This is a genomic window from Paenibacillus etheri (assembly GCF_001012825.1).
Classification (GTDB): domain Bacteria; phylum Bacillota; class Bacilli; order Paenibacillales; family Paenibacillaceae; genus Paenibacillus_AQ; species Paenibacillus_AQ etheri.
Window position 1 is genome coordinate 12,804 of the sequence record NZ_LCZJ02000013.1, and the last position, 26,796, is coordinate 39,599.

Consider the following 26,796-nt stretch of genomic DNA (forward strand, 5'->3'; position numbering starts at 1 on the left):
GTATGTCTAAAGCAACTTTACCAGTCATAGCTCTATCTTTAATAGCTTCAATAGGGTTAGCACCCTTAACGGCATCCGCGCCTATTTCCGTATCAGCAGCGGCGGTACCTAGTACAACAACTAAGGCGGCAACAGCCACCGTCAAAGTACAAAGTATGAACGTGAATATGATTTTTGATGGGGCAAGTATTGGGACGCCTGCAGGTCAATATGTATTCATGTACAACAATACAACTTATGTTCCATTACGCTTTATGTCATATGCATTGCAAAAGAGTGTAACTTGGGATGCTAAAAACGTTAAAGTTACTGTAGCAGAGCCTAGCAAATCAGAGCTAGTAGTGATTAAAGAGTATCTAATGAATGCAACAAACGGGAATAGTGCCTCAGCAGTATCTAAGAATCTTGTACTCAATCAAGTTAAGGCAAGTTATATATTTAACGGTGCAACCAAGGCATTACCTACGGGGCAATCCAGCTTTATCTTGAATGGCTCCTTATATGTGCCCCTACGTTTTTTATCGGAATCTGTAGGTCATAACATTAGCTGGGATCAGAGGACGAAGACAATTACTGCAGCTTCCAAGGCTTATCAAGAGCAATCCAATAATGGTTCAACAGGTAACAATGGTAAGGGCCCATCTCCAGTAACGACACCAGCGCCAACGGATACAACTGGTGCAACAGGTGCAACAGGTGGTGGTTCTGCGGGAACTGGAAAGGTTTCATATGAAACTATCACCAGTGAAACAGAAGCCAAGCTTACGGCGCTTAAAAATCAAAGCCAATCTACATTAATGAGTATTGCGTTTGAGTATGTTGGAGCAACAGATGAGGCGAGTAAGAAAAGTATTAAAGCTAAAGGGGTACAACAACTAGCCTCATTTACTGCTAGCTTCAATAGTATAATAGCCGACACTGAACAAAAACTGAACAGTAACGGATATAGTACGGAGATTATTAGCCAGTATAGAAGTGAATTTGAAGCGACGCTTCAGTCGGGGAAAAATGCGGCTGAGGCAATGAAAAACTAAACAAGATAAGACGATCATCTCTATGTCTCTCTGACATAGAGATGATGTACATAGATAGAAAATAGTAACTTAAAGGATCAGGTGAACTAATGAGATCTTATGTTTACGTGAAACAAACCATTGATTTTCTGATGGCTTTAATCGGAATGATTGTGTTATGGCCTATCTTCTTGATCATTGCGATCGCGATTAAGACAAGCTCTAAAGGTCCTATCCTATTTAAACAAAAGCGATTAGGCAAAAATAAATTGGAATTCAATATTCTTAAATTTAGGACGATGCGAACAGATACACCACAAGACATGCCAACTCATCTGCTAGAAGATCCTGATTTCTTTATCACGAAAATAGGCAAGTTTCTAAGAAAAACAAGCTTGGACGAACTTCCTCAGATTATTAATATCCTCAAAGGTGAGATGAGTATCGTTGGACCTCGTCCTGCGTTATGGAATCAGTATGATTTGATTGCTGAACGTGATAAGTACGGAGCTAATGATATCAAACCTGGATTGACGGGGTGGGCACAAATTAATGGTAGAGATGAGCTACCGAACATTGTTAAAGCAGAATATGATGGATTTTATGTGAAAAATAAAAGCGTGGTTTTAGATGTTAAGGTTTTTTTAAAGACCATCTTTAAAGTTTCAACAGCTAATGGAATTGTTGAAGGTGGTAAGCTATATGACAAAACAACTGAAAATAATTTAACTAATTAACTGATAAAAACAGATGCAATTTGAAATTACAGCATACTTCGATCAAATAAGGAAATGTGAACGATCATGAAAATTCTGGTAGTGTGTCAGTATTACTATCCTGAGCAATTCAGAATAAATGATATATGTGAAACACTGGTATCCGAAGGACATGATGTGACTGTTCTAACTGGATTACCAAATTACCCGAAAGGGAAATTATATAGAGGTTATTCTTGGTTTAGAAAGAGAGCCGAAATAGTGGGTGGTGTAAAAGTAAAGAGAGTACCTATCTTTACTCGTGGAAAAAACTATCCAAAACTGGCATTAAATTATTTATCCTTTATTGTTGCGGCTTCTATAAAAGCCATTTTTCTTGAAAAGGATTACGATGTTGTCTATGTTTATCAACTATCACCTGTAACTATGGCTATACCTGCAATACTTTATAAAAAAATAAATAAGACAAAGTTAGCATTATATTGCCTTGATATTTGGCCAGAAAGCATTGCAGCAGCGGGTATAGATCATTCTTCATTTATGTATAGGTATCTATTGGAATTAAGTAGGAAGATTTATAAAAGCGCAGATGTTATTTCTGTTACATCACAATCATTTATGAATTACCTAACTGATGTTATTGGTTTGGATAATAACCATCTTATTTATCAACCGCAATATGCAGAAGAATTGTTCTTAAGTAGAAATCTTGAACATGATAAATCCATTAATAATTTAGAAATGAATTTAGTGTTTGCTGGGAATATTGGTGAAATGCAAAGTGTAGACACAATCATAAGAGCTGCACATGAGTTGAGAGATATAAAAACTATTAAATGGCATATTATTGGAGATGGGTCTGCAAAGTTAAAATGTGAGGAGCTTGTAAACGAGCTAAAGCTAAATGAAATTGTTATTTTTTATGGGAAGAGATCTGTTGAAGAGATGCCTGGATTTTATTCCAAAGCTTCTGCATTTCTCGTAACTTTAAATAAAAATGAGAACATTTCACGTACTTTACCAGGAAAAGTTCAGTCGTATATGGCCTTTGGGAAACCCATCATTGGAGCAATAGACGGTGAAACAAGACGAGTGATTCTAGAGTCTGGTTGTGGCTTATGTTGTGAAGCTGAGAACTATAAAGGACTAGCAGATATTATAAGAGAATTCATTTGGGAACCTACTATGATCGTAGAGTATGGTGAAAAATCGCGTATCTATTACGAAAGGAATTTTAGTAAACAAAATTTTATGAATAGTTTAATTCATCAATTAAATAAACTTACGAAAAGGTGATGAAATATGTTCAAAGATAAGTGTCTTTTAATTACTGGTGGTACAGGTTCATTTGGTAATGCCGTATTAAAGAGATTTCTGAATACTGAAATCGGAGAAATTAGAATTTTTTCACGCGATGAAAAAAAACAAGATGACATGCGAAAGGAACTAAAAAACGATAAAGTTAAGTTTTTTATTGGTGACGTGAGAGACTATAACAGTATTGCAGCGGCTATGCATAATGTTGACTATGTATTCCATGCAGCAGCTTTGAAACAAGTGCCTTCCTGTGAATTTTTCCCTATGGAAGCTGTGAAGACAAACGTAATCGGAACCGAGAATGTTCTTAATGCTGCGATTGCCTTTGGAGTGAAGAAAGTAGTTTGTCTCTCAACAGACAAAGCGGTTTATCCGATAAATGCAATGGGGATTTCCAAAGCGATGATGGAAAAGGTTATGGTTGCTAAATCCAGAACAGTTTCTCATGAGAACACATTAATTTGTGGAACTCGTTATGGTAACGTTATGTGCTCCCGAGGTTCGGTAATACCATTATTTATTGATCAAATTAAAAATTATGAGGATATTACGATTACAGATCCAGATATGACTCGTTATCTAATGTCATTGGAAGATGCTGTGGAACTTGTACTATTTGCGTTCAACAAAGCAGTACAAGGTGATATATTCGTTCAAAAAGCTCCTGCATCTACTATTGGAGAGTTAGCTCTTGCTTTGAAGGAATTATTTCAGTCAGATAGTCAAACAAGAGTCATTGGAACTAGACATGGTGAGAAGCTATATGAAACTTTGTTAACACGTGAAGAAATGGCTAAAGCAGAGGATTTGGGAAGTTATTATCGCGTCTCAGCAGATACTAGAGATTTGAATTATAATAAGTTTTTTGAAGAAGGCGATGAGGAAATCTCTGAGGGGTGGGAATATAATTCTCATAATACAGAGAGATTAGATATTCAAGGGATAAAGGAACTTCTATTAGGTTTAGAATCAATCAAAAAAGAACTATTGGCAGGAGTACACTGATATGAAAACTGTCTTGGTAACAGGTGCATTCGGATTTATCGGACGAAATTTAGTTGCAACATTAAGTAGAAGAGAAGATATTGAAGTATTGAAGATTGGCTCCAAGAATTCATTAAATGAATTAGAAGAGTGTGCTATTAAAGCGGATTTTATTTTTCATTTGGCAGGAATCAATCGTCCTGAGAATATTGAAGATTTTGCGAGTGGTAATTTAGGTTATACAGAACAGTTGATTAAACTGTTAAATAAAAACACTAAAAAAACACCAATAGTATTAACTTCTTCGATACAAGCTGAGCGAAGTAATCCATACGGAACTAGTAAATTTGCAGCAGAAAAAACAGTTTCACATTATGGGAGAACTGTTGGAGTAAACACTTACATATATCGGCTTCCTAACGTGTTTGGCAAATGGAGTAAACCAAACTATAACTCTGTGGTCGCTACTTGGTGCTACAACATTAGTAGGAATATTCCAATCCAAATCAATGATCCAGATGCAGAGATATCTCTGGTTTACATTGATGAAGTTATTGAATCCTTCATTAATGTAATGGATAACTGTGAAATGAAAAATGAGAACAATTATACTGTCTCACCGAGATCTTTCAAAATTAAACTGGGAGATTTAGAAACAAGTATAAAGAACTTTAAAGATAGCAGAGATACTCTCATCATCACTGATTTAGAAAGTGATTTTGAACGTTTTCTTTATAGCACCTATCTTTCATATTTGGCTGAAGATGATTTTGGTTATGATCTAGAAATGAAACATGATAATAGAGGCTGGCTAGCGGAATTTATTAAGACTAAACAATCAGGACAAGTATTTATATCCCGGACTAAACCAGGTATCACTCGTGGGAATCATTGGCACCATACGAAGGTGGAAAAATTCCTTGTTATTGAAGGGAAAGCTGTTGTAAAATTCCGACAAATTGAAGGTGACCAGATTATTGAATATCCGGTGATTGGGGAGTCATTAAAAGTAATTGATATTCCACCTGGATACACGCATTCTATAACTAATACTGGTGAAACCGATGTGATAACTCTTTTCTGGGCTAATGAATTGTTTAATCCTGAGAAACCAGATACTTATTACTTGGAGGTTTAATTAATGGAAAAACTTAAAGTCATGACAATCTTAGGCACCAGACCAGAGATCATTCGCTTATCTGAGTGTATTAAGGCTTGCGATAGATATTTCAATCATATTTTAGTACATACTGGACAGAACTGGGATTATACTTTGAACGAGGTGTTTTTCAATGAACTTGAACTTCGGCAACCTGATTATTTTCTAGAGGCAGTGGGAACAAGCCTTGGTGAAACCATGGGGAATATTATAGCTAAATCTTTTGAAGTGCTAGAGAAAGAAAAACCTGATGCTCTTCTAATTTTAGGTGATACTAATAGCGCACTTAGTGCTATTGCGGCTAAAAGACTGAAAGTGCCTATTTTCCATATGGAAGCAGGCAACAGATGTTTTGATCAAAATGTTCCAGAAGAAATCAATCGTAAGATTGTTGATCATATCTCTGATATTAATCTGCCTTATACAGAGCATTCCAGAAGATATCTTCTATCGGAAGGATTCCGTAAAGAACATATTTTTGTTACAGGCTCTCCAATGCAAGAAGTGCTTCAGGCTCACATGGACAAAATTGATGCGAGTAATGTACTTGAGAGGTTGAACTTAAAAGCAGGAAAATACATTATCCTCTCAGCGCATCGTGAAGAAAATATTGATAATGAGCAGAATTTTATGTCGCTTATGACAGCAATTAATAAGATAGCTGAGCGCTATAAAATACCAGTAATTTACTCTACTCATCCAAGAAGCGTGAAATATATTGAACAAAGAAATTTTAAGTTCCACCCACTTGTTCAGAATCTCAAACCATTTGGTTTTTTAGACTACAACAAGTTGCAAAAAAATAGTTATTGCGTTCTTTCGGATAGTGGTACTTTGTCTGAGGAAAGTGCAATGCTAGATTTCCCAGGCGTCTTGTTAAGAACTTCTACTGAACGTCCAGAGGTACTTGATAAAGGGAGCGTTGTAATTGGTGGGATAGACGCCATGAGTTTAAACCAAGCTATGAAACTTGCTACAGCAATGAAAGACAATAAAGAAATAACTGTACTTGCTCATGATTATGTAGATACAAATGTCTCCGTTAAAGTTGTGAAGATCATTCAAAGTTACACAAAGATAATTAATAGCGTGGTATGGCGAAAAGAATAAATCATTGGGGTTGTTCAAATGGATATACTTTTTCTTGGAGGGTTATTTCCAAAGGATGAAGAAAGTTTTATATACGAGAATAGTAAAGGTGTTATCCAATTTGCTGCAAATGTATTGCAGTGGAATTTAGTAAATGGGTTAGAAAAGTGTTTAGACACTCCGATTAAGTTAGTTAATTCAATTTTTGTTGGTTCATATCCAAAGCATTATAAACAGATGGTTGTAGGGTCTAGGTCATGGGAGCATACAAATAACTCAAATGATATTAATGTAGGTTTTTTGAATTTGTTTGGAATAAAACAAATTTATAGAGCGATATCAATTTCAAAATATACTAAGTTGTGGGCTAAAGAAAGAGAATCGAAATTAAAAGTAATTATTATTTATTCTATGAACACACCGTTTATTTATGCAGCTATGAAAGCGAAAAAAGTGAATCCTAATATTCATATTTGTTTAATATGCCCTGATCTCCCTGAATTTATGAATATTGGAAAAAAAAGAAGTGTATTATTTAGACTTCTTAAGTCAGTAGATAAGTCAGTAATGGGTGAGTTATTGAAAAATGTGGATTCTTTTGTGTTTTTGACTAAGTTCATGGCTGAAAGAGTGAATTCACAAAACAAACCGTGGACTGTGTTGGAAGGAATAGTGAACACAGACCAGTTAGTTGATGATATAAGCTATAAAGATGGAATGCTAAATAAAAATAAATGCATATTATATACTGGCACACTTAACAAAGCCTATGGAATTATGGATTTATTAGATGCTTTCAAAATTATCAAAGATGACTCAATAGAACTTTGGATTTGTGGAACAGGCGAGGCACAGACAGAGGTTAAGGATTTGGCGAGTATAGACAAAAGAGTTATTTATTTTGGACAAGTTTCTCATGCCGAGGCCACAAAACTTCAACATAAAGCAGACCTGCTTATAAATCCAAGAAATAGTGAGGGAGAGTATACTAAATTTTCATTTCCTTCTAAAATACTCGAGTATATGCTATCAGGTACACCGGCTCTGATTTATAAGCTAGCAGGAATACCTGATGAATACTATGATTATTTATTTACAATAAATGGAATAGGACCTGAGGCAATTGCTTCAAGTATAAAAGAAATATTAAGCCAAACTCCAGAAAGTTTAATTGATTTTGGGGCGAAATCAAGAGAATTCGTCATTTCTAATAAAAATCCAGAAATCCAAACAAGTAAAATTATTGAATTATTTAATCGATCTAAAACTTGATAAGTTCACTAACAACATGTTTATTAGAATTAACAATATGTAAAAATAGGGTGAATCTATCAGAAGAGATAACTTAATAAGGTGATAGGAATCGATTAATTATAGATATAATGTGTGTTTTGGATTATGTTAAGACTTCTTTAAATATATGACGTGGGAACTTGATATAGGTAAGATTAAATATTTATCATCAGGGAAAAGAATAGTTATCTAAGGCTAGTGTGAAGAAAGGGATTTATCTCATGAAAATATTGTGGCTTACGAATATTCCATTACCAGAAGCTAGTACATTAATGAATAGCAAATCTCTACCTTTCGGAGGATGGCTCGTTAATACGTCTAAATACTTAGCAAACTCTGAAAATATAGAACTTTCAATCACTTTCCCATGTAATTCATTCAGGGAGTTTAATGTATTAAATGGAGAAAAAATTATATATTATCCTTTTCCTCAGAAAAAAAAGGAATCTGAAGTAAAACGATTTCTTGAAGAAATTGTTGATAGATCTCGTCCTGAAATTGTACATATTTTTGGAACAGAATACATCCATACGCTTGAAATGGTTAATATTTGCAATGAAAGAAAAATTAAAGTGCTTATTTCTATACAAGGACTAGTATCTATTTATGCTCAACATTATATGGCTAACTTGCCAAGAAAGGTTCAAAACAAATTTACATTCAGAGATCTAATAAAACGTGACAACTTAGTGCAACAACAGCTTAAATTTCAACATAGAGGGATTTTCGAAATATTAGCCTTGAAAAAGGTGAAACATGTATTAGGTAGAACTACTTGGGATAAAGCTTGCACATTACAGATTAACCCTCATATTACATATCATTACTGCAATGAAACTTTGAGGGAAAGTTTTTATAACGCTAAGTGGGATATTGAACATATTGAAGAACATTCTATATTTATCAGTCAGGGGACATATCCTATAAAAGGATTGCATCATATGCTGGAAGCTATGTCAATAATTATAAAGAAGTTTCCGAAGGCAAAGCTTTATGTTGGTGGGATTGATAATTCGAATGATCAAGGTTTAAAAGCAAAATTGAAAAAGAATTCTTATGGGAAATATATAAACCATCTTATCAAGAAATTTAATCTTCAAGATAAAGTGTTTTTTACAGGTAGTTTATACGAGAAGGAAATGTTAAACAGATATTTAAGGGCCAATGTATTTGTTTGTCCCTCATCAATTGAGAACAGTCCAAATTCTCTTGGAGAAGCAATGATACTGGGAGTTCCTTGTGTAGCATCTTTTGTTGGGGGAGTAAGTGATTTGTTAATTGATAAGCAGGAAGGATTTCTTTATCAATCAGATGCGCCCTATATGTTGGCGCATTATGTCTGTGAAATTTTTACGGATAACAATTTAGCATTGAAATTTTCTATTAGTGCAAGAGAACATGCTCTTAGAACTCATGATAGAGAGTCTAATTTAGAAAAGATCACTCAGATATATAATAATATAGTTGAACTCAGTTCATAATAGAATAAAATATCGAGAAGTATTTAAAAAAAGTGGGAAGATACCTTGAATATACTTTGGCTTGCTAAGGATAAACTTTTAAATAATGAAGTAGCCAGAAAAGTTTTAGGAAACTCTAGTTGGTTGGTAAGTGATAAAATTTTTAATATGATCCTTAGTATCTTTGTAACTGCAATAGTTGCACGTTATTTCGGTCCTGAGGTCTATGGAGAATTTAATTATGCATTAGCTATTGTTTCTTTATTTACAGTTTTATCTACATTAGGTTTGGAAATCTTAGTAGTCAAAACTATTGTAGACAAAGACCAAGAAGAAGGAACAATTCTCTGTACAAGTTTTTTGTTAAGGGTTTTAGGCGGAATTTTATTAACTGTTGTCTCCTGCATAGTAATGTGGATATTAGAACCATCGGATAAATATTTGCAATTTATTGTTCTTATAATGTCCTTCTCCATGGTGATAAGATCATTCGAAGTGATTGAATATTGGATACAAGCCCACCAAAAAGCGAAAATATCATCATTAATAAGAATTATTGTAAGTTTAATAACTGCTGCTTTGAAATTATTATTAGTATATTTAAAAGGCGATCTAATTTTATTTTCTTTAATTTACACAATAGATATTGCAATAATAAGTGCCGCATTAGTCTTTGCATATCTTAAATATCGTCAAGAGAAGACTCGCTGGAAATTCAGTATAAGTTATGCAAAAGAAATTCTATCGCAGAGCTGGTATCTTGTTCTTTCAGGATTAATGGTGTCCTTATACATGAGAATTGATCAAGTTATGCTAGGTACAATAATGCCGAACAAAGATGAACTTGGTATATTCTCGGCAGCGGTTAGAATTGCAGAGATGTGGTATTTTGTCCCAATGGCTATTATCGTATCTTTTAGACCTGTGATTATGAGTAAAAAGAAGACTAATAACGATGATTATATAAAATCGGTACAGTTACTTTATAATATCGTAGCTTGGATGGGAATTGTATTTGGTTTATTCATATTATTATTTTCGAAGATAATCATTGGTATATTGTATGGACCTGATTATATAGAATCAGCAAGAATATTGTCAGTTAGCATATGGGCAGGAATATTTGCGATGTTAGGATCTGCTAGAGGAGTTTGGTTAGTAAGTGAAGGCTTACAAAAGTATTCTATGGCGTATATAGCTGCTGGTTGTATTATTAATATATCACTGAATTATTTTTTAATACCATCTTATGGTGGTTATGGGGCCGCAGTAGCTACACTAATCTCACAAATAACAGTTGCAATTATTGCTCCGGCATTTTTCAAACCAACGAGAATTTCATCTATGATGATGTTAAGGGCATTTAATTTGAAAAAGTTTATTATGGACATTAAGCACAAATAAGGGTGATTTATATGGGGAAAAGGCGCTTAATTCGGATTATTAAAAGATTAAATGATCCTCGTTATATTCAATATGGATTCAGTCATTATTTTGGTAAGAAAATAATTAATTCCAAATTGAAGGATCTTCAAGCATATCATCTAGGTCATGATTTTGATTTCGAAAGTATTAACAGAAAAAAACTGTTCAAAATTCTTAAGTATGCATCAAAGAATTCTCTATACTACAAACAGTTATTTATTGAGAATCAGATAGATATAAAAAACCGTGAAGACTTTTTTAGAATTCCTTTTCTTGATAAGAGTACTATCAGAGAAAAGAGAAATGACATTATGGTTATACCTGACACGAAAGACTATATTAGTTTTGTAACCACTGGAGGAAGTACCGGTGAACCATTAGGGTTTTATACATTAGGGAGTTATGATTCAGAACACCAATATTTCTTATATAGGATGTTTGGGTATTCCCCAGGGGATAAAATTTTGGCAATGGACGGTACAATAATACCAAAAGACTTATTAAGTAAGAATATATTTTGGGTTCGAAAAAGTGATGAGGATATTCCTTATGGAAGTTTTGCTCTATCATCTCAATATCTTACTAATGAAAATAAAAAAATATATGTAAAGTTTATACTAGACTTCAAGCCCAGTATAATCAGAGGTTACCCATCATTTATCGATTCGATAGCAGCTTATATTAGCGATAATAATATTGAATTAGGTTTAGAGATAAAAGGGATCGAATTAACTTCTGAAAGATTCAATGATTATCAGGTGGAAAATATAAAGCGGGCCTTCAATACTAAAATTATAAATCAATATGGTCATGCTGAAGCTAGTGTTTTCGGATATTCTATCGATGATACGTTAATGACGTACTGTTCGCCTTTTTATGGTTATACAGAAGTCATTGGTGAAAATGGAATTCATGTTCAACCGGGTGAAGTTGGTGAAGTTGTAGTAACTGGGTTTAATAACTATGCTATGCCATTCATACGGTATCGTACAGGTGATTTGGCTGCTTACGACGGTTTGGAGAAAGGGATAGTTAGACTTAAGCAAATTTCAGGCAGAACACAGGATTATATTTATACTGATGATATGGAGAAAGTTCTACTAACTGCTATAGTTTTTGGTAGGCATTACAAAGCTTTTAACCATATAGAAAAATGGCAGATTGTACAGAATACTCCTGGGGAGATCATTTTTAAAATAATAAAAAATGATGATTTTTCAATAGAAGATCAAATAGAGCTTCATGATAATTTTTATAATATTGCAAAGATAAAGGCATATTTTGAATTTGTAGAAGTGTTACCTTTAACAAAGAGAGGAAAATCAAAATTACTAATTCAAAATATATCGGTGTGAGGTGTATGTATGTTAGCTCCTGTTTTGATATTTGTTTATGCAAGACCAGAACACACTAAGCAGACAATTGAATCATTATCCTCTAATTATCTGGCTAGTGAAACTGACCTCTTTATTTTTTCAGATGCACCTAAAAATGAAAAATCTATTGAGATGGTGAAGCTTGTACGAGATTACATTGATACAATTCCAGACAAAAAAATATTTAGATCAGTCAAAATCATTAAATCAGAAGTAAATAAAGGACTAGCGAATTCAATAATCTCAGGTGTTAGTGAAATTGTTAAATTGAATGGACAAGTTATTGTTCTTGAAGATGATTTAATAACTTCTCCAGATTTCCTGAACTATATGAATGATGCTTTAAAGTTTTATGAAAATGATAAAAAAATTTGGTCAATAAGTGCTTATACATTTGATTTGGAGTTCCCGGACAAATATAAAAGCGAAATATACTTATCATATAGAGCATGCAGTTGGGGATGGGCAACTTGGAAAGATAGATGGGATACTGTAGATTGGAAAGTTACTGATTACAAGACTTTCAAAAAAGATAAGAGACTTCGAGATAAGTTTAATCGTGGTGGAAGAGATATGTCTGGTATGTTGGATGCACAAATTGCTGGGAAGATTGATTCCTGGGCAATTCGATGGTGTTATAGTCAATTTAAATCCGATATGTTTACTGTATATCCCAGAGTTTCAAGGGTAAGAAATATTGGGCTTGATGGTTCAGGTACCCATAGTGGAATAAGTACTAGATACGATACAACACTCAATAAAAGTACTAAGAAGTGTGAGTTTGATCATCCAGAGCTAAATGACATAATTTTAAGATTATTCAAAGATAGATTTGGAACTCGATTTGAGTATTTTATTATATGGAATAAAATACTCATAAAAAAAATGCTAAGGATTTGATTAAATGAAGATTTCTGTAGCCGGAACAGGTTATGTAGGTTTAGTTACTGCTGTTTGCTTAGCAGAGAAAGGAAACATTGTAACTTGTTTGGATATAGACATGGGGAAAATAGCACTGATGCAAAAGGGGTTTTCTCCAATATTTGAGCCGAAATTAGAAGAACTCATGCAAAAAAATAGAGATAACATAGTATATACTTCTGATTACATAATGGCTTATAGAGATGCTGATGTAATAATTATAGGTGTTGGGACTCCGGAAAAGAAGGATGGTTCTGCAAATTTAAAATATGTATTTGAAGTTGCAAAACAGATAGCTGAAACAGTCGAAAGGGATTGTATAGTAATAGTTAAGTCTACAGTACCTGTAGGAACCAACGATAAGGTAGAACAAATCATTAAAGAAAATAGGAAATGTAAGGTGAATATAGAAGTTGTTTCCAATCCGGAGTTTTTGTCTCAAGGTACAGCCGTGCAAGATACTCTTAATGCTACAAGAATAGTGCTGGGTGTTGAGTCTCAGAAAGCTGAAAGTATTTTGAAGCAAATGTACAGTCAATTTGAAATACCATTTGTAATTACAGATCGTAGAAGTGCTGAAATGATTAAGTATGCCGCGAATGATTTTCTTGCACTGAAGATATCATATATTAATGAAATGGCAAATTTGTGTGAGATTGTCGGGGCTAACATTGAGGATGTTGCCAAAGGGATGGGAATGGATCCTCGAATAGGTGATCGTTTCCTAAATGCTGGCATTGGTTATGGAGGTTCATGCTTTCCAAAAGATACTAAAGCTTTACATTGGTTAGCTAGTTTTAATGATTATGAGTTAAAAACCGTAAAAGCTGCAATAGAAGTGAATGAGAATCAAAAAATAAAACTTATAAAAAAATCCAAAAAATACTTTGATAGTTTTAAAGGGCTTAATATCGCAGTGTTAGGTTTAACATTTAAGCCTGGAACTGATGATCTGAGAGACGCACCATCTCTAGTTAATATTCCATTATTAATTGAGGATGGAGCTAATGTTAAAGCATGGGATCCAGTGGGGATGGATAATTTCCGGAAAATATATCCCGATGAAATTAAGTATTGTAATTCGATAGAGGAAACACTTATAGATACAGATATTTGCTTTATTTTTACAGAATGGCCGGAAATTAAGAATTTTAAACTTGAAAAATTTACAAGGCTGATGAAAAATCCTTTGGTTTTAGATGGTAGGAACTGCTATTCACTTGATGAAGCGGAGAAAAGGGGATTAATCTATGAATCTATTGGCAGAAGAAAAGTGTTCAATTGATTGTTAAATAAACATAATAAGAAAGCCTACAGATTTTTTTTGTTCATACTCTGTCTGATTATACTATGTTTATTTTCCGCAGGCCGGTTTCTCTGCGTAACAGAGTCACTAACAAAAGCAGATGTCATCATTGTGCTTAGCGGTGGTGTTGGGCGGGTAGAGAAGGGGGTTGAATTATATGTAGCTGGTTATGCTCCTCATATTCTACTATCCAACTCTAAAGAGTCATCTAGCACAACTGGTGACATGTACCAAACGGCGATTGCGCTTGGTATCCCGCGGCATGTTATCTTTACAGAGAACGAAGCACAGAGTACCTATCAAAATGCCGAATATTCACTGTCTATCATGAAGAAACAGAGTTATAAATCTGCCATCGTTGTTTCTTCTGACTTCCATATGCGGCGCGTAAAGCTTCTTTTTGATCGTATTTATAAGAAGTCGGATATTGAACTTAGTTATGTAGGTTCTGCCTCAGGATATAATGCTAAGAGCTGGTGGAGTAATAGGAAGAGTAGGGTAACTACGTTAAATGAATACATTAAAATAATTGGAAATGCTTTTGGTTACAATGGATCTGAGGCGAAATCAACTCTCAATCAAATTAATAGTTGGTTCGACTAGTGTAACCCTTCTTTCTATTATCATATAAATATTATCTTTATGAAAGACACCTAATATATGTTCATTTATTATTTAAGGAGAATATGGACGCTATTTACATGTGATGTAAAAGAACTTTGATTGTATGAATATTCACTCTAAAGTAAGAGCTATAAAGGAATAAATCCTCTATATTGAGTAATGATGTATTCCCCTCACCACTCGGCGAGAAATCGTCGGGTATTTCTTATATCTTTTTTATCCATAGATATAAGTTTAGTAATTTTATAATTAGAATCATGATGAATTTATTTTCAAAATATTTCTTGTGAAATTTTTAGATGTTATTCAAGAATTGTTCATGACTCTTGAAAACGAAGAAGTAAGATGATTTATTATTCCTTAAAACAAATTCAATAATAAGTTAAGTAGTTGGCGATTTTCAATTTACTTCTTACGTTTGGTTTGAGTTGTATCATATATAAATGTTTGCTTAATTGATAAGATATAATGCCTATTAATAATCTATGAAGTATTAACCATATTGTTAAATTCAGGAGGACATTACCGGTATGCTTTACATATTATTTATTTTTACGATTCTTATTGTCTTCTTCACAGGCGTTTTCCGTACAGGAAATAAATTCAATCCTTTGACCTACTACATATTTTTTTGGGGTATATGGTCCATAGTATCTATGAGCAACCCTTTTTCTCTAAATGAGGTGTCTTCAAGAACATACCTAATTATCTGGCTCCATATGATATTTACCTCGCTCGGATTTCTTATCCTTAATCAAGGTAAGATGGTAAAAAGGAGCGAAATTCCGAAAGTTGTAAATGGTTACGATTTTTTGCTTTCTCGAGAATTTATGATTATACAATTTGTTGTATCGGTAGTACTTATTTACTTTTATAGAAAGTATAATTTTTTGCTGGGTTCCATGAGCATACTCGATTCAAGAAGAATTGTGTATGAGCAAGGATTGCTTTTTGGTTCTTCTTTCAGCACTGTTTTTTATAATTGGATAATAATACCGATTGTTAAAACCTCTATCCTCTTGCTTATATCAAATCTTATTCTAAACGGCAAAAAGAACTTATCTTTATTGATTGCTGTGGTAAATTGTATGCTTTTTTCTCTTATTGGTGGTGGGCGGTTTATTTATTTTGAAATTATATTTTTTGCAATTATTTCCTTCGGATTTAAATATGACATGTATAAATCAGTTAAAGTGAATTTTTCAAAGGGGAGAAGAATTCCGAAAATAATATACGTAGTAATGCTTATTTTCGCAGTGTATTTCATGAATTTGAACACAGTAAGAAGACTCGGAATTAATTCACCCACTATCAAGGATTCTTATGAAATTTTTAAAAATGTATCTTTAAAACAATTAGTAATTTACTTCACTGGCCCTTTCAGGGCGCTGGATGTTTTTTTGAATTCAAGAGTCTATGAAGTTACTGGATACACTTTCGGTCGCTCATTCCTATCAGGATTTGAAGAAATTTTAAACACTTTTTTTATATTTGTAAGCAGAAACATGTTTTCATTCAATACCGCAAACAATATTTCATCTTTATTTACTACACCTGAAATAGTTATTGGTAATAATGTAACTTTTAATGCTTTTTATACTGCTCTTATGAACTTTTATCTAGATGGTGGTATTGCTTTTGTTATTGTGCTGTCATTTGTTTTTGGATTATTTATGGCTATTATGTACAAGTATTACCTTCACAATGTTAATATATTGAGTTTCTCATTGTTAGTGTTTATGGTGTACCAAATGGTTGCAACTGAGTTTAGGTGGAATTATTCAGCACCGTGGACTTTAATTTCTATAGCTATTATTCTCCTAATTAGTTACAGACAAAAAAACATATATCAAACTAAATATTTCTAATCAGTTAACGACTAGAACATCGTGCGAAATCATTTATGCAAACCCAACTAAAGTGCATTCTATTTTTAAAAAGAAAATTTTCATTGAAACCCTTATGATTACAGGAATCACAGTAGATCCTTTCTTTGCTGATTCGTTTTTCATTTTTTAACACTGACAGGATCTCATTCAGAAAATGAGTTTTATTTCATAATAGATAAAATACTTAAACAGGAAGTTGCAGTTGTGTCTATTATGATATTTTTAATTTTTGCATCACATTGAATTATATAAGAAAAATCTTGTATCTTTATTGAACAGTACATGACCGCTGAAGTAATCAAGGGAAGTTTGGTTGAATAGTTTTCTACGAATTTTAAATTAATGATTGAATATCTATCGTTTAACCTATATGAAAGGTGACTGCCTTCAACGTAATTCTTTGAATTTAGGAGCTAATTCACAATATCACTTACCATAAATTGTTAATTGAATTAGGGTATTTTTGAAATGTTACTAAAATCCATTTCAGTCGCTACTAATAATTAATCACAAAATAACCCATTCTAACCGTAGCGAACCTGCGGTTTTTTATTTATAATAATTATTATCTGGATTTCATAAAGCGTTCAAAAAAATCTGTAAAAAGTCGTATTTTCGTGTGATATACTTAACACAGTGTTTTGAGATGTTGTGAAAGTGAATATTATGTAAAAATATTCTTTAATATAACTGTACACAGTAATGAATAGAGACTAGGATGGTGAACTATCGATGCACATCGTCGTCGTTGGCCTGAATTATCGTACGGCTCCCGTGGAGGTCAGGGAACAGTTTGCTTTTGCGGAGAGTGATCTTCCGGCAGCGCTTCATCAACTGATGAAGACGAAGGGTGTGCTGGAAGGGGTCGTAGTAGCTACCTGCAACCGTACGGAAATTTATGTGGTGATGGACCGCCTTCATATGGGGGGATATTTCCTCCGCAGCTTTATGGAGCAGTGGTTTGGAGTGAAAAACGAGCAATTTGCACAGCATATGTATATATATGAAGACGAGCAGGCGATTGCGCATTTGTTCCGCGTGACCTGCGGCCTGGATTCCATGGTGATTGGCGAGACGCAGATCCTGGGACAGGTACGAAGTTCTTTTCTCACGGCTCAGGCTGAGGGTGTAACTGGAACTTGGTTCAATCAGTTATTTAAACAAGCGGTGACACTCGGCAAGAGAGCACATAGTGAAACGTCAATCGGCGAAAGCGCAGTATCTGTCAGTTATGCGGCAGTGGAGCTGGGCAAGCGGATTTTTGGCATGTTCACTGGTAAAAGAGTGCTGATTCTCGGCGCCGGCAAAATGAGCGAGCTCACTGTAAAGCATCTATATAGTAGTGGTGCGGCTGAAGTGATTGTTGCTAACCGTACGCTGTCGCGTGCGATTGAACTGGCAGAGAAGTTCTCGGGTAAGCCGAGCACGATTGAAGATGCTTTAAAAGCTCTTAATGAGGTAGATATCGTGATCAGCTCAACGGGAGCTGACGGCTATGTACTTTCGGCAGATCAGGTTGCGAATGCTATGAAGCGTCGCCCTTCGCGGCCGCTTTTTATGATTGATATAGCTGTACCCCGTGATATTGATCCTGCGGCGGCTAATGTGCCAGATGTTTTTTTATATGATATTGACGATCTGGAGGGCATTGTGGAGAGTAATCTGGAAATGCGCCGGAGTGAAGCTGCGAAGATTGAAGTGATGATCGGTGAGGAAATGGATGAGTTCCAGCTGTGGCTTAAGACGCTTGGCGTGAGACCGGTGATCCGGGCGCTTCAGGATAAGTCGAATGCGATTCATGAGGAAACGATGGAGAGTCTGTTTAATAAGCTACCTGAGCTGGACGAGCATCAGCGCAAGGTGATTCGTCGTTTGACCAAAAGCATTGTGAACCAGATGATGCATGATCCAATCAATGTAATTAAAGAGATGTCCGGTGGTAAGCAGGGGAATGAAGCTCTTGATTATTTCTCCAAAATCTTTGCGCTGCAGGAACAGCTCGAATCCAATTCAGATGGCGGAGATTCCGCCCCGGTTAAGCAGTCTAGTTCCACAGAACGTACTGCCGGTAGCGGCGATTTTTCTGTGCCTAAGACGGTGCTTGCTCCGGCAGGCCTGTTGGGTAGGTGATTGATATGCAACTGCTGAACGGAATATATGATGCCGCTCTGCTGCTATATGCCCTGAGCCTGCTGTTTGTTTTCTCGGATTGCCTTTATCGCAACCCGAGTGGGAAGCGGTTAGGCACGGGGCTTCTTATTGTTGTGGGTCTTTTACAAGCTGCGGGTCTCGGGATTCGTTTCTCTCAGGAGAAGGGACTGCCCATTTTTACACCTTATGATTTCTTGTTCTGGTTTGCATTTAGTATTGTACTGACTTCGCTTGCGGTGGCTTTCACACGTGGAGGCGAGTTTACGATTCTGCTGCTTAGTGTGGCTGGATTCTGTGTTTTTCTCTTAAATCGGGTGTGGCTGACGGCGGGGGGACATACGCTTGAGACTTGGAGCTCGGTGTATGGCTGGTTGACAATGCATGTGATTTTGGCCAACTTGAGTTTTGCTGCACTGACACTAGGGACGGTATTTGCAATATTGTACTTATTTCTGCACACCAGACTCAAAAGCAAGCAATGGAGTGACCGAATTCGTCGTTTGCCGAACTTAGAGACTACAGATAAATATTCTTACACTGCTATTCTGGTGGGGACTCCTTTGCTGGCAATCTCTCTGGTGGTGGCTAGCTTATCCATTGTATCTGAGGGACGTACACTATTATTGAAGGATTTAAAAGTACTAACGACATTGATTGGCCTCGGAATTTATATATTCTATATTATCTTTAAGAAATCCGGGCGGAAAAGTGGAGTAAGTATGGCTCGCTGGGCGATTTTAGGATATGCTTTTACTATCTTGAATTTTTTGTTGAATTCTTGGTCTGGTTTTCACGGTTGGAGCGGGGAGTGAAGGGCATGACTCGGTATTTACCCATAATGTTGGATTGTGAAGAGCAACTGATTGTTGTTATTGGCGGTGGTGCCGTGGCTGAACGGAAGGTGAGTGGGCTGCTGGAAGCTGGAGCGGTGGTTAAGGTGATTAGTCCTTCTTTGACAGATACGTTTGCCTCTCTAGTGAAAAAGGGTCTCGTGACCTGGTATGACCGCCCTTATGCTCCCGGAGATCTCCGTGGGGCCTTTCTCGTATATGCAGCCACTAACGATAGAGCGGTTAATGAAGAGGTTGCGCTGGATTCTAGGCGACTTGGCATTCATGTGAATGTGGCTAGCCATGCGGAAGCGGGGAATTTTATCACGCCCAGAGTTATACGGAGGGGTCATTTGACGGTAGCTGTATCTACTTCGGGTGCTGGTCCGCTTGCGGCTGCGAAGATTAAAAGTGTGCTTGAAGAGGCGCTGGATGCGGCGTATGAGCCATATTTGGATTTTGTACATACCATGCGAACCCGGATTAAGGAGAAAGAATCTTCTGCTGAAGTCCGTGGAAGGCTTTTGCGGAAGCTTGGGGCGCTCGATGTGTTGAATGAGATGAGAAACGGTAGCTTTATCGCGTGGAGCCCGGAGGATATGGATGTTTGGATTGCTAGTCATCGGGCGGAGTAAAAGTGCGCATGGACACTGTGAATTTTAGAAAATTAGGTTAGATTAATGATATGAGTAAAAAGTAGGCCACTGGTTGGATAGCGGTATAAGTACCGTGGAATTGGGCTGATGTGGCTGGAATGGTCGAAAGAAGGGCAAAAACGCCTCTAAATTGAGTAATAACCGCCGAAGGAGCCAAATGGAAGGCATCTATGCTTTTGAATAGTACGAAGTAGCTTTGATTAGTTTGAATTACTATATATGTTCTACAGTGAAGAGTATGAGGGAGACGTTATCAGGAGGAATGGACAATGCGTAAGATTATTGTGGGGAGTAGACAGAGTGCGCTTGCGTTGACACAAACAGGGCATGTGATTGCTGATCTGGAACGATTGAGTGAGGAGCATGGGTTTGGATTCACTTTTGAGGTGAAAAAGATTGTTACCAAGGGGGACCGCATCCTTGATGTCACCTTGTCTAAGGTAGGCGGAAAAGGGTTGTTCGTGAAGGAAATCGAGCAGGCTATGCTGGAAAAAGAAATCGACATGGCGGTGCACAGCATGAAGGACATGCCCTCCGAGCTGCCGGAGGGACTGATCAACGGTGCTGTGCCGAAGCGCGTCGATCCGCGCGATGCACTGATCTCTAACGGAGGCGTCTCGCTGGACGAGCTGCCTCCGGGCGCACGCGTAGGCACAAGCAGCCTACGCCGCTCCAGCCAGCTAGCTGCGCTGCGGCCTGATCTGGTCATTGAGCCCGTGCGTGGCAACATTGACTCGCGGCTGGGCAAGCTGGAGAGCGGCGAATTCGACGCGATCCTGCTTGCGGCAGCGGGGCTGTCGCGCATGGGCTGGCAGGATCGCGTGAGCGCCTACCTGCCGCCGGAAGTTTGCCTGCCCGCTGTAGGGCAGGGTGCACTCGGCATAGAGTGCCGTGCAGATGACGCTGACCTGCGGAAGCTGCTGGCGCTATACAACGACGCCGATACAGCGTTAACGGTGGCGGCGGAGCGCACGTTCCTTGGCGCGCTGAATGGCGGCTGCCAAGTGCCAATTGGTGCTTATGCGGTGCTTGACACAGCTGGCGAAGCTGCTACTACAGAGCACCAAATAATCTCCTTAACCGGAATGGTGGGAACACCTGACGGTTCAACGATTTTGAAAGAAACTTGCACTGGGGTAGACCCTGTACAGCTCGGCGAAGAAGTCGCTAAGAAGCTGATCGCAAGAGGAGCGGAGAAGATACTGTCTGACGTTAGGGGATGAGGGGATTGACGGGGAAGGTTTATTTGGTAGGTGCAGGTCCCGGGGACGCAAAGCTGATTACTGTAAAAGGCCTCGAGTGTATTCGAAAATGCGACGTGGTGGTGTACGATCGGCTGGCAAGTCCTAGATTGTTGAAATGCATGAAACCTGGCGGCGAGAAGATTTATGTAGGCAAGCTGCCGGATCGCCACACGATGAAGCAGGAAGAGATTAATCAATTGTTAGTTGATCTGGCTTTACAGGGGAAAACAGTAGTGCGGCTGAAGGGCGGGGACCCTACGATTTTTGGCCGAGTGGGTGAAGAAGCGGAATTGCTTCGAAAAAATGGGATCTATTACGAAATCGTACCGGGCATCACGTCGGCGATCAGCGTACCTGCTTATGCAGGTATACCTGTCACGCACCGCGATCATGCTTCTTCCCTGTCGATTATTACTGGACATGAGAGTCCAGATAAACTGGATCATTCCATTCATTGGGATAAAGTAACGAACGCCACAGGAACGTTAGTGTTCCTGATGGGCGTAGCTAAAATAGGATATATCAGTGCCCAGCTAATCAAGCACGGACGGCCTCCAGAAACTCCAGTGGCGCTTGTACGATGGGGCACCCGCGCAGATCAGGAGACGTTGACGGGAACCCTCGCCGATATTGAGGCGAAGGTGAAGGCGGCGGATTTTCAGCCGCCGGCCGTGATCGTCGTCGGCGACGTTGTACTTCAGCGCGAACAGCTGAAGTGGGCCGAGGCGATGCCGTTATTCGGCAAACGCATCGTGGTGACACGTGCTCGCAGCCAAGCGAGCGAGCTCGTGGATATGATTGAGGAACTCGGCGGGGAACCCTACGAGTTTCCGGTGATCGAGACGATCATGCCGGAAGGTGCAGAGAAGAAGGCGAAGATTGCAGCGGCGTTTGGCGCGCTGGAATCGTACGACTGGGTATTCTTCACTAGCCCTAACGGCGTGGAGTTTTTTTGGCACCACTTGGCGGAGCAAGGGGCGGACATTCGAGGGCTTCACCGTGCAAAGATTGCAGCGGTGGGGCCGGGCACAGCAGCCGCGCTGGCGCAGCGCGGGGTGATTGCTGAGGAGCTTCCGGCGAAGTTTCAGGCGGAAGGTCTGATTGAGACGTTCGGTCCCCAGCTGCTGCCGGGGCAGAACGTGCTGTTGCCGCGCGGCGATCTGGGGCGCGAATGGCTACCGGCCAAGCTGAGAGAGCTTGGCCTTCAAGTCACAGACGTCGATACCTATGAGACGGTTGTGACGGGTGAGGATGACGACGAGCTGTTAAAGCTGCTGGAGGAGGGGCGCGTTCACGCGGTGACTTTCACAAGTTCTTCGACGGTGCGCAATTTCATCCACATTCTAAAACGAATGGGGCTCGAAGATCCACTTCCGCTGCTAGCAAACGTGAAAATAGCCTGCATTGGGCCATTAACCGAGCAGACTGCGGTGGAAGCGGGACTAACGCCAGGGCTGTTACCAGAAGAAGCAACTATTACTAGTCTGGTGCAGGAGCTCTGCCGCTGGAATGCGAGACTCGGCTCAAGTAGTTTCATAGAGATAAGTGAGCAATAGTCATATTAATATAAGTAACCTTAGACTGGTTGTAGTTTGTACAATAGAATCTCGTAAATTAAGAATCAATTTCAATTCTACTGCACTTTGTACACTCAAAAGCTTGGTATAAGCACAAATTGGCTCATCTAGTAGTCAAACAGTTGTATAGAGTGCATTAGAATGTGATTTTGAAGCATTTTAAGTCTTTTCTATTGCACATTCTGCAATGGGGTAAGATTGTTAACTAACTGGCAGTTAGACGGGCAAACTATAGGTGTCCGTTGTGTCTATATATTTTATTTTTCAGGAGGATGAACAAATGAGCTTTCCAATTACACGTCACCGTCGTCTACGCGGTTCTGCTGGAATTCGCGGTATGGTGCGGGAGACCGTACTGAATGTGCTGGATTTTGTACAGCCTATATTTGTGACTTATGGAACAGGTGTGAAGAATGAGATTAGCTCGATGCCGGGCGTGTACCATTTTTCGCTGGATACTTTAAAAGCAGAAGTGGATGAGATTGCCGCACTAGGCATTCCGGCTGTGCTGTTATTCGGGATTCCTGAAACGAAGGATGCTATTGGTTCTTCCGGTTTCGCAGAGGATGGAATTGTGCAAGAGGCTACGCGCTTGATTAAGCAGTGGTACCCTGAGCTGTTAGTCGTTGCAGATACCTGCCTTTGTGAATTTACGGACCACGGACATTGCGGAATGGTACATACGCATACGGTGAACGGCGTCGTGCACGGTGATGTCATTAACGACGCTTCACTGGATCTGCTGACTCGTACGGCGGTATCCCAAGCTAAAGCGGGAGCAGATATTATTGCCCCTTCGAATATGATGGATGGATTCGTACACGCGATTCGTGCTGGACTTGATGAGAATGGTTTTGAGCATGTGCCAATTATGTCGTATTCGGTCAAATATGCTTCAGCATTTTATGGCCCCTTCCGCGAAGCTGCGGATTCAGCACCACAGTTCGGAAATCGCAAAACGTATCAAATGGACCCTGCCAATCTGCGCGAAGCGCTCCGTGAAGCAGAATCCGATGTGCTGGAAGGCGCAGATATGTTAATGGTGAAGCCAGCTCTGGCTTACTTGGACGTGATTCGTACGATCCGCGACCAGTTCAATTTGCCTCTTGTGGCTTATAATGTGAGTGGTGAATACTCCATGGTAAAAGCAGCAGCACAGCAAGGCTGGATCGACGAGCAAGCCGTTGTACTGGAAATGCTGACTGGCATGAAACGCGCCGGAGCGGATATTATTATTACTTATTTTGCAAAAGATGCTGCGCGCTGGCTACGCGGTTAATATCAATCACAACGATCAGTTGCCTTATACCCGTGTGACCAAGAACAGAATAGGAGTGAAGATAGATGAGTAATGAGCCAATGGCGCGTAAAGAAGAAGCGTCCCGCAAGGCTTTTGATGAAGCAAAACAATATATTCCCGGTGGGGTGAACAGTCCTGTACGGGCGTTCAAATCCGTAGGATTGACTCCTGTTTATGTGGATCATGGGATCGGATCGCGTATTTATGATATCGACGGCAACAGTTTTATTGACTATGTATGCTCATGGGGACCGCTGATTATGGGTCATGCGCATCCTGAGGTTGTAAAGGCCTTGCAGGAAACGGCGGTAAAAGGGACAAGCTTTGGCGCACCAACTTTACTTGAAACTGAAATGGCAAAAATGGTTGTCGAACGTGTAGCCTCTGTAGATATCGTACGTATGGTTAACTCTGGTACGGAAGCTACGATGAGTGCGATTCGTTTGGCACGTGGTTACACTGGACGCAGCAAAATCTTGAAGTTTGAAGGCTCTTACCATGGTCACGCGGATAGTCTGCTTATTAAGGCGGGTTCCGGTGTAGCCACATTAGGTTTGCCGGATAGCCCGGGTGTTCCCGAAGGTGTGGCAGTAAATACGATTACAGTTCCATACAATGATTTGGAGTCCACTCAGATTGCTTTCGAACGGTTTGGCAATGAGATTGCCGCAGTGATCGTAGAGCCGATTGCCGGCAACATGGGTGTTGTACCACCACTTCCGGGATTCCTAGAAGGACTTCGCAAGTTAACTACAGACAATGGATCTTTGCTTATTTTCGATGAAGTAATGACAGGATTCCGTGTCAATCGTGGCTGTGCTCAAGGCTTGTTCAACATTACTCCGGATATCACCTGCTTCGGTAAAGTCATCGGTGGAGGACTTCCGGTAGGCGCTTATGGCGGCAAAAGAGAGATCATGGAACAAATCGCTCCTACGGGACCTATCTATCAGGCTGGCACACTTAGTGGTAATCCATTAGCGATGGCGGCAGGACTCACTACGCTGAAGCTGTTGACACCGGAAGTTTATGATCGTCTGGAGCAATTAGGTGCGCGTCTGGAAGCGGGCTTGAAAAAGAATGCAATCGAGACTGGTGTTCCGCTGACGATTAACCGCGTGGGCTCGATGGTCTGTCCGTTCTTCACGGAAGGACCTGTAACGAATTTTGAGACGGCCAAGACTAGCAACACGGATCTTTTCCGTCGTTATTTTGGTCATATGCTGAGCCAAGGGATTAGCGTGCCGCCTTCACAGTTTGAAGGGATGTTCGTATCTGCTGCGCATAGTGAGCAGGATATTGATGATACCATTGAGGGTCATTATAACGCCCTGAAGGCCCTTTGAGTACCGGAGCCGGAGAACGAACCGGTGGTGGAGCTTGGACTAGACGTGGAGAGTGGCTGGAAGTAACACCCGGCAGAATCATTACTGGAGCCGAGGACTCTGAAGCTGCGATTGATAAGTGGCTGCTGGAAACTGTAGGCATGCCTGAGAAGCTTCATCTGCGGCTGCGCCGCGAGGGAGGCATTCAGTGGAAAGGCGATCGGCTTCGGCTGGCGCTTTTTCCTTACCGTGAAGCGGGCATTGAACCGGTATGGGAAGAGCTTGAGGTGCTGTATGAGGATGATTTTTGCTTGGTTGCCCACAAACCGGCAGGCATGGCGGTTCATCCGGATGGCAGTGGCTTAGGTGTAACGCTGGATCACCTTGTAGCTGCACATTATGTCGCTTCCGGTGATGGTGTAGCTGTAAGGCATATTCACCGACTGGACAAGGATACAACAGGCCCGGTGATGTATGCGAAGAATGAGTTCGCACAGCTTGTCCTAGACGAGAATATGCGCGAAAAAAGCATCTCACGGCTCTACGCCGCGATCGCCCGAGGCACAGTGCCGCCCGCGCTTAAAGTGATCGACGCGCCGATTGGGCGCGATCGTCATCATGCGGCGCGGAGACGCGTCTCGCCCGGCGGACAGTCTGCCGTGACTCGAATCATCGGACGCGAAACACTGCATGGCGGGAGCCTGGTGCATGTGCAGCTAGAGACCGGAAGGACGCATCAGATTCGCGTCCATCTCAGCCATATGGGTTATCCCTTGTACGGGGATGCGCTATATGGCGGCCCTGTTTGGGCTTCCAGCGCAGCTGGCCGCCATGCGCTCCATGGAGAGACTTTGTCTTTCCGCCATCCTTGGAGCGGTGAACAGATGGAAGTAAGCGATCCGTGGCCGGAGGATATGCTGCAGCTACGGGAGCTGCTGTCTGAAGCGCCCTGACGGATAGGTAAGTGACTAAAGGAACAGTAGAATCAGCAAAAGCTGGTTCTGCTGTTCTTTTTCTATTTTTTTCAGAAAAGAAACATTTATCCATGTCCTGATAGGAAAATCGGCATATAATACTTTGTTCATGCAGAGCAGGGTATATCTGCACAAAGAGAGTTCGATTATCCTTTGAATTTATGAAA

Annotated in this window: 22 protein-coding genes; all 22 read left to right on the forward strand. The window is 39.4% G+C overall.

The features are described from left to right. Positions 1–2 precede the first annotated feature (2 nt). The 22 genes from UQ64_RS01780 to UQ64_RS01885 all read left to right on the forward strand — a co-directional run bounded on the left by UQ64_RS01780 (position 3) and on the right by UQ64_RS01885 (position 26,608). On the forward strand, positions 3–1,034 hold the full coding sequence (locus UQ64_RS01780) for a copper amine oxidase N-terminal domain-containing protein (protein ID WP_060621836.1): 1,032 nt from the start codon (positions 3–5) through the stop codon (positions 1,032–1,034). A gap of 89 nt (positions 1,035–1,123) precedes the next feature. Beyond that, entirely contained in the window at positions 1,124–1,750 is a 627-nt protein-coding gene (locus UQ64_RS01785) for a sugar transferase (protein ID WP_060621837.1), read from the forward strand. 66 nt (positions 1,751–1,816) lie between these two features. Beyond that, on the forward strand, positions 1,817–3,025 hold the full coding sequence (locus UQ64_RS01790) for a glycosyltransferase family 4 protein (protein ID WP_060621838.1): 1,209 nt from the start codon (positions 1,817–1,819) through the stop codon (positions 3,023–3,025). A 6-nt stretch (positions 3,026–3,031) separates the two neighbouring features. Continuing rightward, positions 3,032–4,051: a polysaccharide biosynthesis protein gene (locus UQ64_RS01795; protein ID WP_060621839.1), complete on the forward strand. Its 1,020-nt coding sequence runs from the start codon at positions 3,032–3,034 to the stop codon at positions 4,049–4,051. Between the two features lies 1 nt (position 4,052). Then, positions 4,053–5,168: a polysaccharide biosynthesis C-terminal domain-containing protein gene (locus tag UQ64_RS01800; protein ID WP_060621840.1), complete on the forward strand. Its 1,116-nt coding sequence runs from the start codon at positions 4,053–4,055 to the stop codon at positions 5,166–5,168. A 3-nt stretch (positions 5,169–5,171) separates the two neighbouring features. Next, positions 5,172–6,299, forward strand: a complete 1,128-nt coding sequence (wecB, locus tag UQ64_RS01805) for a non-hydrolyzing UDP-N-acetylglucosamine 2-epimerase (RefSeq protein ID WP_060621841.1) — start codon at positions 5,172–5,174, stop codon at positions 6,297–6,299. Between the two features lie 18 nt (positions 6,300–6,317). Further along, the gene (locus tag UQ64_RS01810) at positions 6,318–7,550 is read left to right on the forward strand and encodes a glycosyltransferase (RefSeq protein WP_060621842.1); all 1,233 of its coding nucleotides are present in this window, start codon (positions 6,318–6,320) and stop codon (positions 7,548–7,550) included. 242 nt (positions 7,551–7,792) lie between these two features. Then, complete coding sequence (locus UQ64_RS01815; protein WP_060621843.1) at positions 7,793–9,052, forward strand: glycosyltransferase family 4 protein; 1,260 nt, start codon at positions 7,793–7,795, stop codon at positions 9,050–9,052. 45 nt (positions 9,053–9,097) lie between these two features. Continuing rightward, complete coding sequence (locus UQ64_RS01820) at positions 9,098–10,435, forward strand: flippase (RefSeq protein WP_060621844.1); 1,338 nt, start codon at positions 9,098–9,100, stop codon at positions 10,433–10,435. An 11-nt stretch (positions 10,436–10,446) separates the two neighbouring features. Further along, positions 10,447–11,811, forward strand: coding sequence for a phenylacetate--CoA ligase family protein (locus UQ64_RS01825; RefSeq protein WP_060621845.1), 1,365 nt, complete (start codon positions 10,447–10,449; stop codon positions 11,809–11,811). 9 nt (positions 11,812–11,820) lie between these two features. Further along, positions 11,821–12,732: a glycosyltransferase family protein gene (locus tag UQ64_RS01830; RefSeq protein ID WP_060621846.1), complete on the forward strand. Its 912-nt coding sequence runs from the start codon at positions 11,821–11,823 to the stop codon at positions 12,730–12,732. Positions 12,733–12,736: 4 nt separating this feature from the next. After that, positions 12,737–14,038 carry a UDP-glucose dehydrogenase family protein gene (locus UQ64_RS01835; protein WP_060621847.1) on the forward strand — a complete coding sequence of 434 codons (1,302 nt, stop codon included), beginning with the start codon at positions 12,737–12,739 and terminating at the stop codon, positions 14,036–14,038. Positions 14,039–14,170: 132 nt separating this feature from the next. Then, a complete protein-coding gene (locus UQ64_RS01840; RefSeq protein WP_209445697.1) occupies positions 14,171–14,662 on the forward strand; it encodes a YdcF family protein in 492 nt (163 codons plus the stop codon). 551 nt (positions 14,663–15,213) lie between these two features. Next, positions 15,214–16,551 carry an O-antigen polymerase gene (locus UQ64_RS01845; RefSeq protein ID WP_060621849.1) on the forward strand — a complete coding sequence of 446 codons (1,338 nt, stop codon included), beginning with the start codon at positions 15,214–15,216 and terminating at the stop codon, positions 16,549–16,551. Between the two features lie 753 nt (positions 16,552–17,304). Next, positions 17,305–18,702, forward strand: coding sequence for a glutamyl-tRNA reductase (gene hemA / locus UQ64_RS01850; RefSeq protein WP_060621850.1), 1,398 nt, complete (start codon positions 17,305–17,307; stop codon positions 18,700–18,702). 5 nt (positions 18,703–18,707) lie between these two features. Further along, positions 18,708–19,535: a cytochrome c biogenesis protein CcsA gene (gene ccsA, locus UQ64_RS01855; protein WP_060621851.1), complete on the forward strand. Its 828-nt coding sequence runs from the start codon at positions 18,708–18,710 to the stop codon at positions 19,533–19,535. Between the two features lie 26 nt (positions 19,536–19,561). Beyond that, positions 19,562–20,188 carry a precorrin-2 dehydrogenase/sirohydrochlorin ferrochelatase family protein gene (locus UQ64_RS01860; protein ID WP_245237831.1) on the forward strand — a complete coding sequence of 209 codons (627 nt, stop codon included), beginning with the start codon at positions 19,562–19,564 and terminating at the stop codon, positions 20,186–20,188. Positions 20,189–20,478: 290 nt separating this feature from the next. Further along, positions 20,479–21,432 (forward strand): hydroxymethylbilane synthase, encoded by a 954-nt coding sequence (gene hemC / locus UQ64_RS01865; RefSeq protein ID WP_060621853.1) that lies wholly within the window; start codon positions 20,479–20,481, stop codon positions 21,430–21,432. A 5-nt stretch (positions 21,433–21,437) separates the two neighbouring features. Further along, on the forward strand, positions 21,438–23,009 hold the full coding sequence (cobA, locus tag UQ64_RS01870) for a uroporphyrinogen-III C-methyltransferase (RefSeq protein WP_060621854.1): 1,572 nt from the start codon (positions 21,438–21,440) through the stop codon (positions 23,007–23,009). A gap of 301 nt (positions 23,010–23,310) precedes the next feature. Further along, positions 23,311–24,309: a porphobilinogen synthase gene (hemB, locus tag UQ64_RS01875; protein WP_060621855.1), complete on the forward strand. Its 999-nt coding sequence runs from the start codon at positions 23,311–23,313 to the stop codon at positions 24,307–24,309. Between the two features lie 65 nt (positions 24,310–24,374). Beyond that, positions 24,375–25,676: a glutamate-1-semialdehyde 2,1-aminomutase gene (gene hemL / locus UQ64_RS01880; protein WP_060621856.1), complete on the forward strand. Its 1,302-nt coding sequence runs from the start codon at positions 24,375–24,377 to the stop codon at positions 25,674–25,676. Next, complete coding sequence (locus UQ64_RS01885) at positions 25,673–26,608, forward strand: RluA family pseudouridine synthase (protein WP_060621857.1); 936 nt, start codon at positions 25,673–25,675, stop codon at positions 26,606–26,608. Before hemL ends, UQ64_RS01885 begins: the two co-directional genes overlap by 4 nt. Positions 26,609–26,796: the final 188 nt, after the last annotated feature.

Coding starts and splice junctions, on each gene's coding strand:
- UQ64_RS01830 (WP_060621846.1), top strand. CDS start 11,821: ATGTTAGCTCCTGTTTTGATATTTGTTTATGCAAGACCAGAACACACT.
- UQ64_RS01825 (WP_060621845.1), top strand. CDS start 10,447: ATGGGGAAAAGGCGCTTAATTCGGATTATTAAAAGATTAAATGATCCT.
- UQ64_RS01790 (WP_060621838.1), top strand. CDS start 1,817: ATGAAAATTCTGGTAGTGTGTCAGTATTACTATCCTGAGCAATTCAGA.
- ccsA (WP_060621851.1), top strand. CDS start 18,708: ATGCAACTGCTGAACGGAATATATGATGCCGCTCTGCTGCTATATGCC.
- hemB (WP_060621855.1), top strand. CDS start 23,311: ATGAGCTTTCCAATTACACGTCACCGTCGTCTACGCGGTTCTGCTGGA.
- hemA (WP_060621850.1), top strand. CDS start 17,305: ATGCACATCGTCGTCGTTGGCCTGAATTATCGTACGGCTCCCGTGGAG.
- hemC (WP_060621853.1), top strand. CDS start 20,479: ATGCGTAAGATTATTGTGGGGAGTAGACAGAGTGCGCTTGCGTTGACA.
- hemL (WP_060621856.1), top strand. CDS start 24,375: ATGAGTAATGAGCCAATGGCGCGTAAAGAAGAAGCGTCCCGCAAGGCT.
- UQ64_RS01795 (WP_060621839.1), top strand. CDS start 3,032: ATGTTCAAAGATAAGTGTCTTTTAATTACTGGTGGTACAGGTTCATTT.
- UQ64_RS01835 (WP_060621847.1), top strand. CDS start 12,737: ATGAAGATTTCTGTAGCCGGAACAGGTTATGTAGGTTTAGTTACTGCT.
- UQ64_RS01785 (WP_060621837.1), top strand. CDS start 1,124: ATGAGATCTTATGTTTACGTGAAACAAACCATTGATTTTCTGATGGCT.
- UQ64_RS01815 (WP_060621843.1), top strand. CDS start 7,793: ATGAAAATATTGTGGCTTACGAATATTCCATTACCAGAAGCTAGTACA.
- UQ64_RS01800 (WP_060621840.1), top strand. CDS start 4,053: ATGAAAACTGTCTTGGTAACAGGTGCATTCGGATTTATCGGACGAAAT.
- UQ64_RS01845 (WP_060621849.1), top strand. CDS start 15,214: ATGCTTTACATATTATTTATTTTTACGATTCTTATTGTCTTCTTCACA.
- UQ64_RS01860 (WP_245237831.1), top strand. CDS start 19,562: ATGTTGGATTGTGAAGAGCAACTGATTGTTGTTATTGGCGGTGGTGCC.
- UQ64_RS01810 (WP_060621842.1), top strand. CDS start 6,318: ATGGATATACTTTTTCTTGGAGGGTTATTTCCAAAGGATGAAGAAAGT.
- UQ64_RS01780 (WP_060621836.1), top strand. CDS start 3: ATGTCTAAAGCAACTTTACCAGTCATAGCTCTATCTTTAATAGCTTCA.
- wecB (WP_060621841.1), top strand. CDS start 5,172: ATGGAAAAACTTAAAGTCATGACAATCTTAGGCACCAGACCAGAGATC.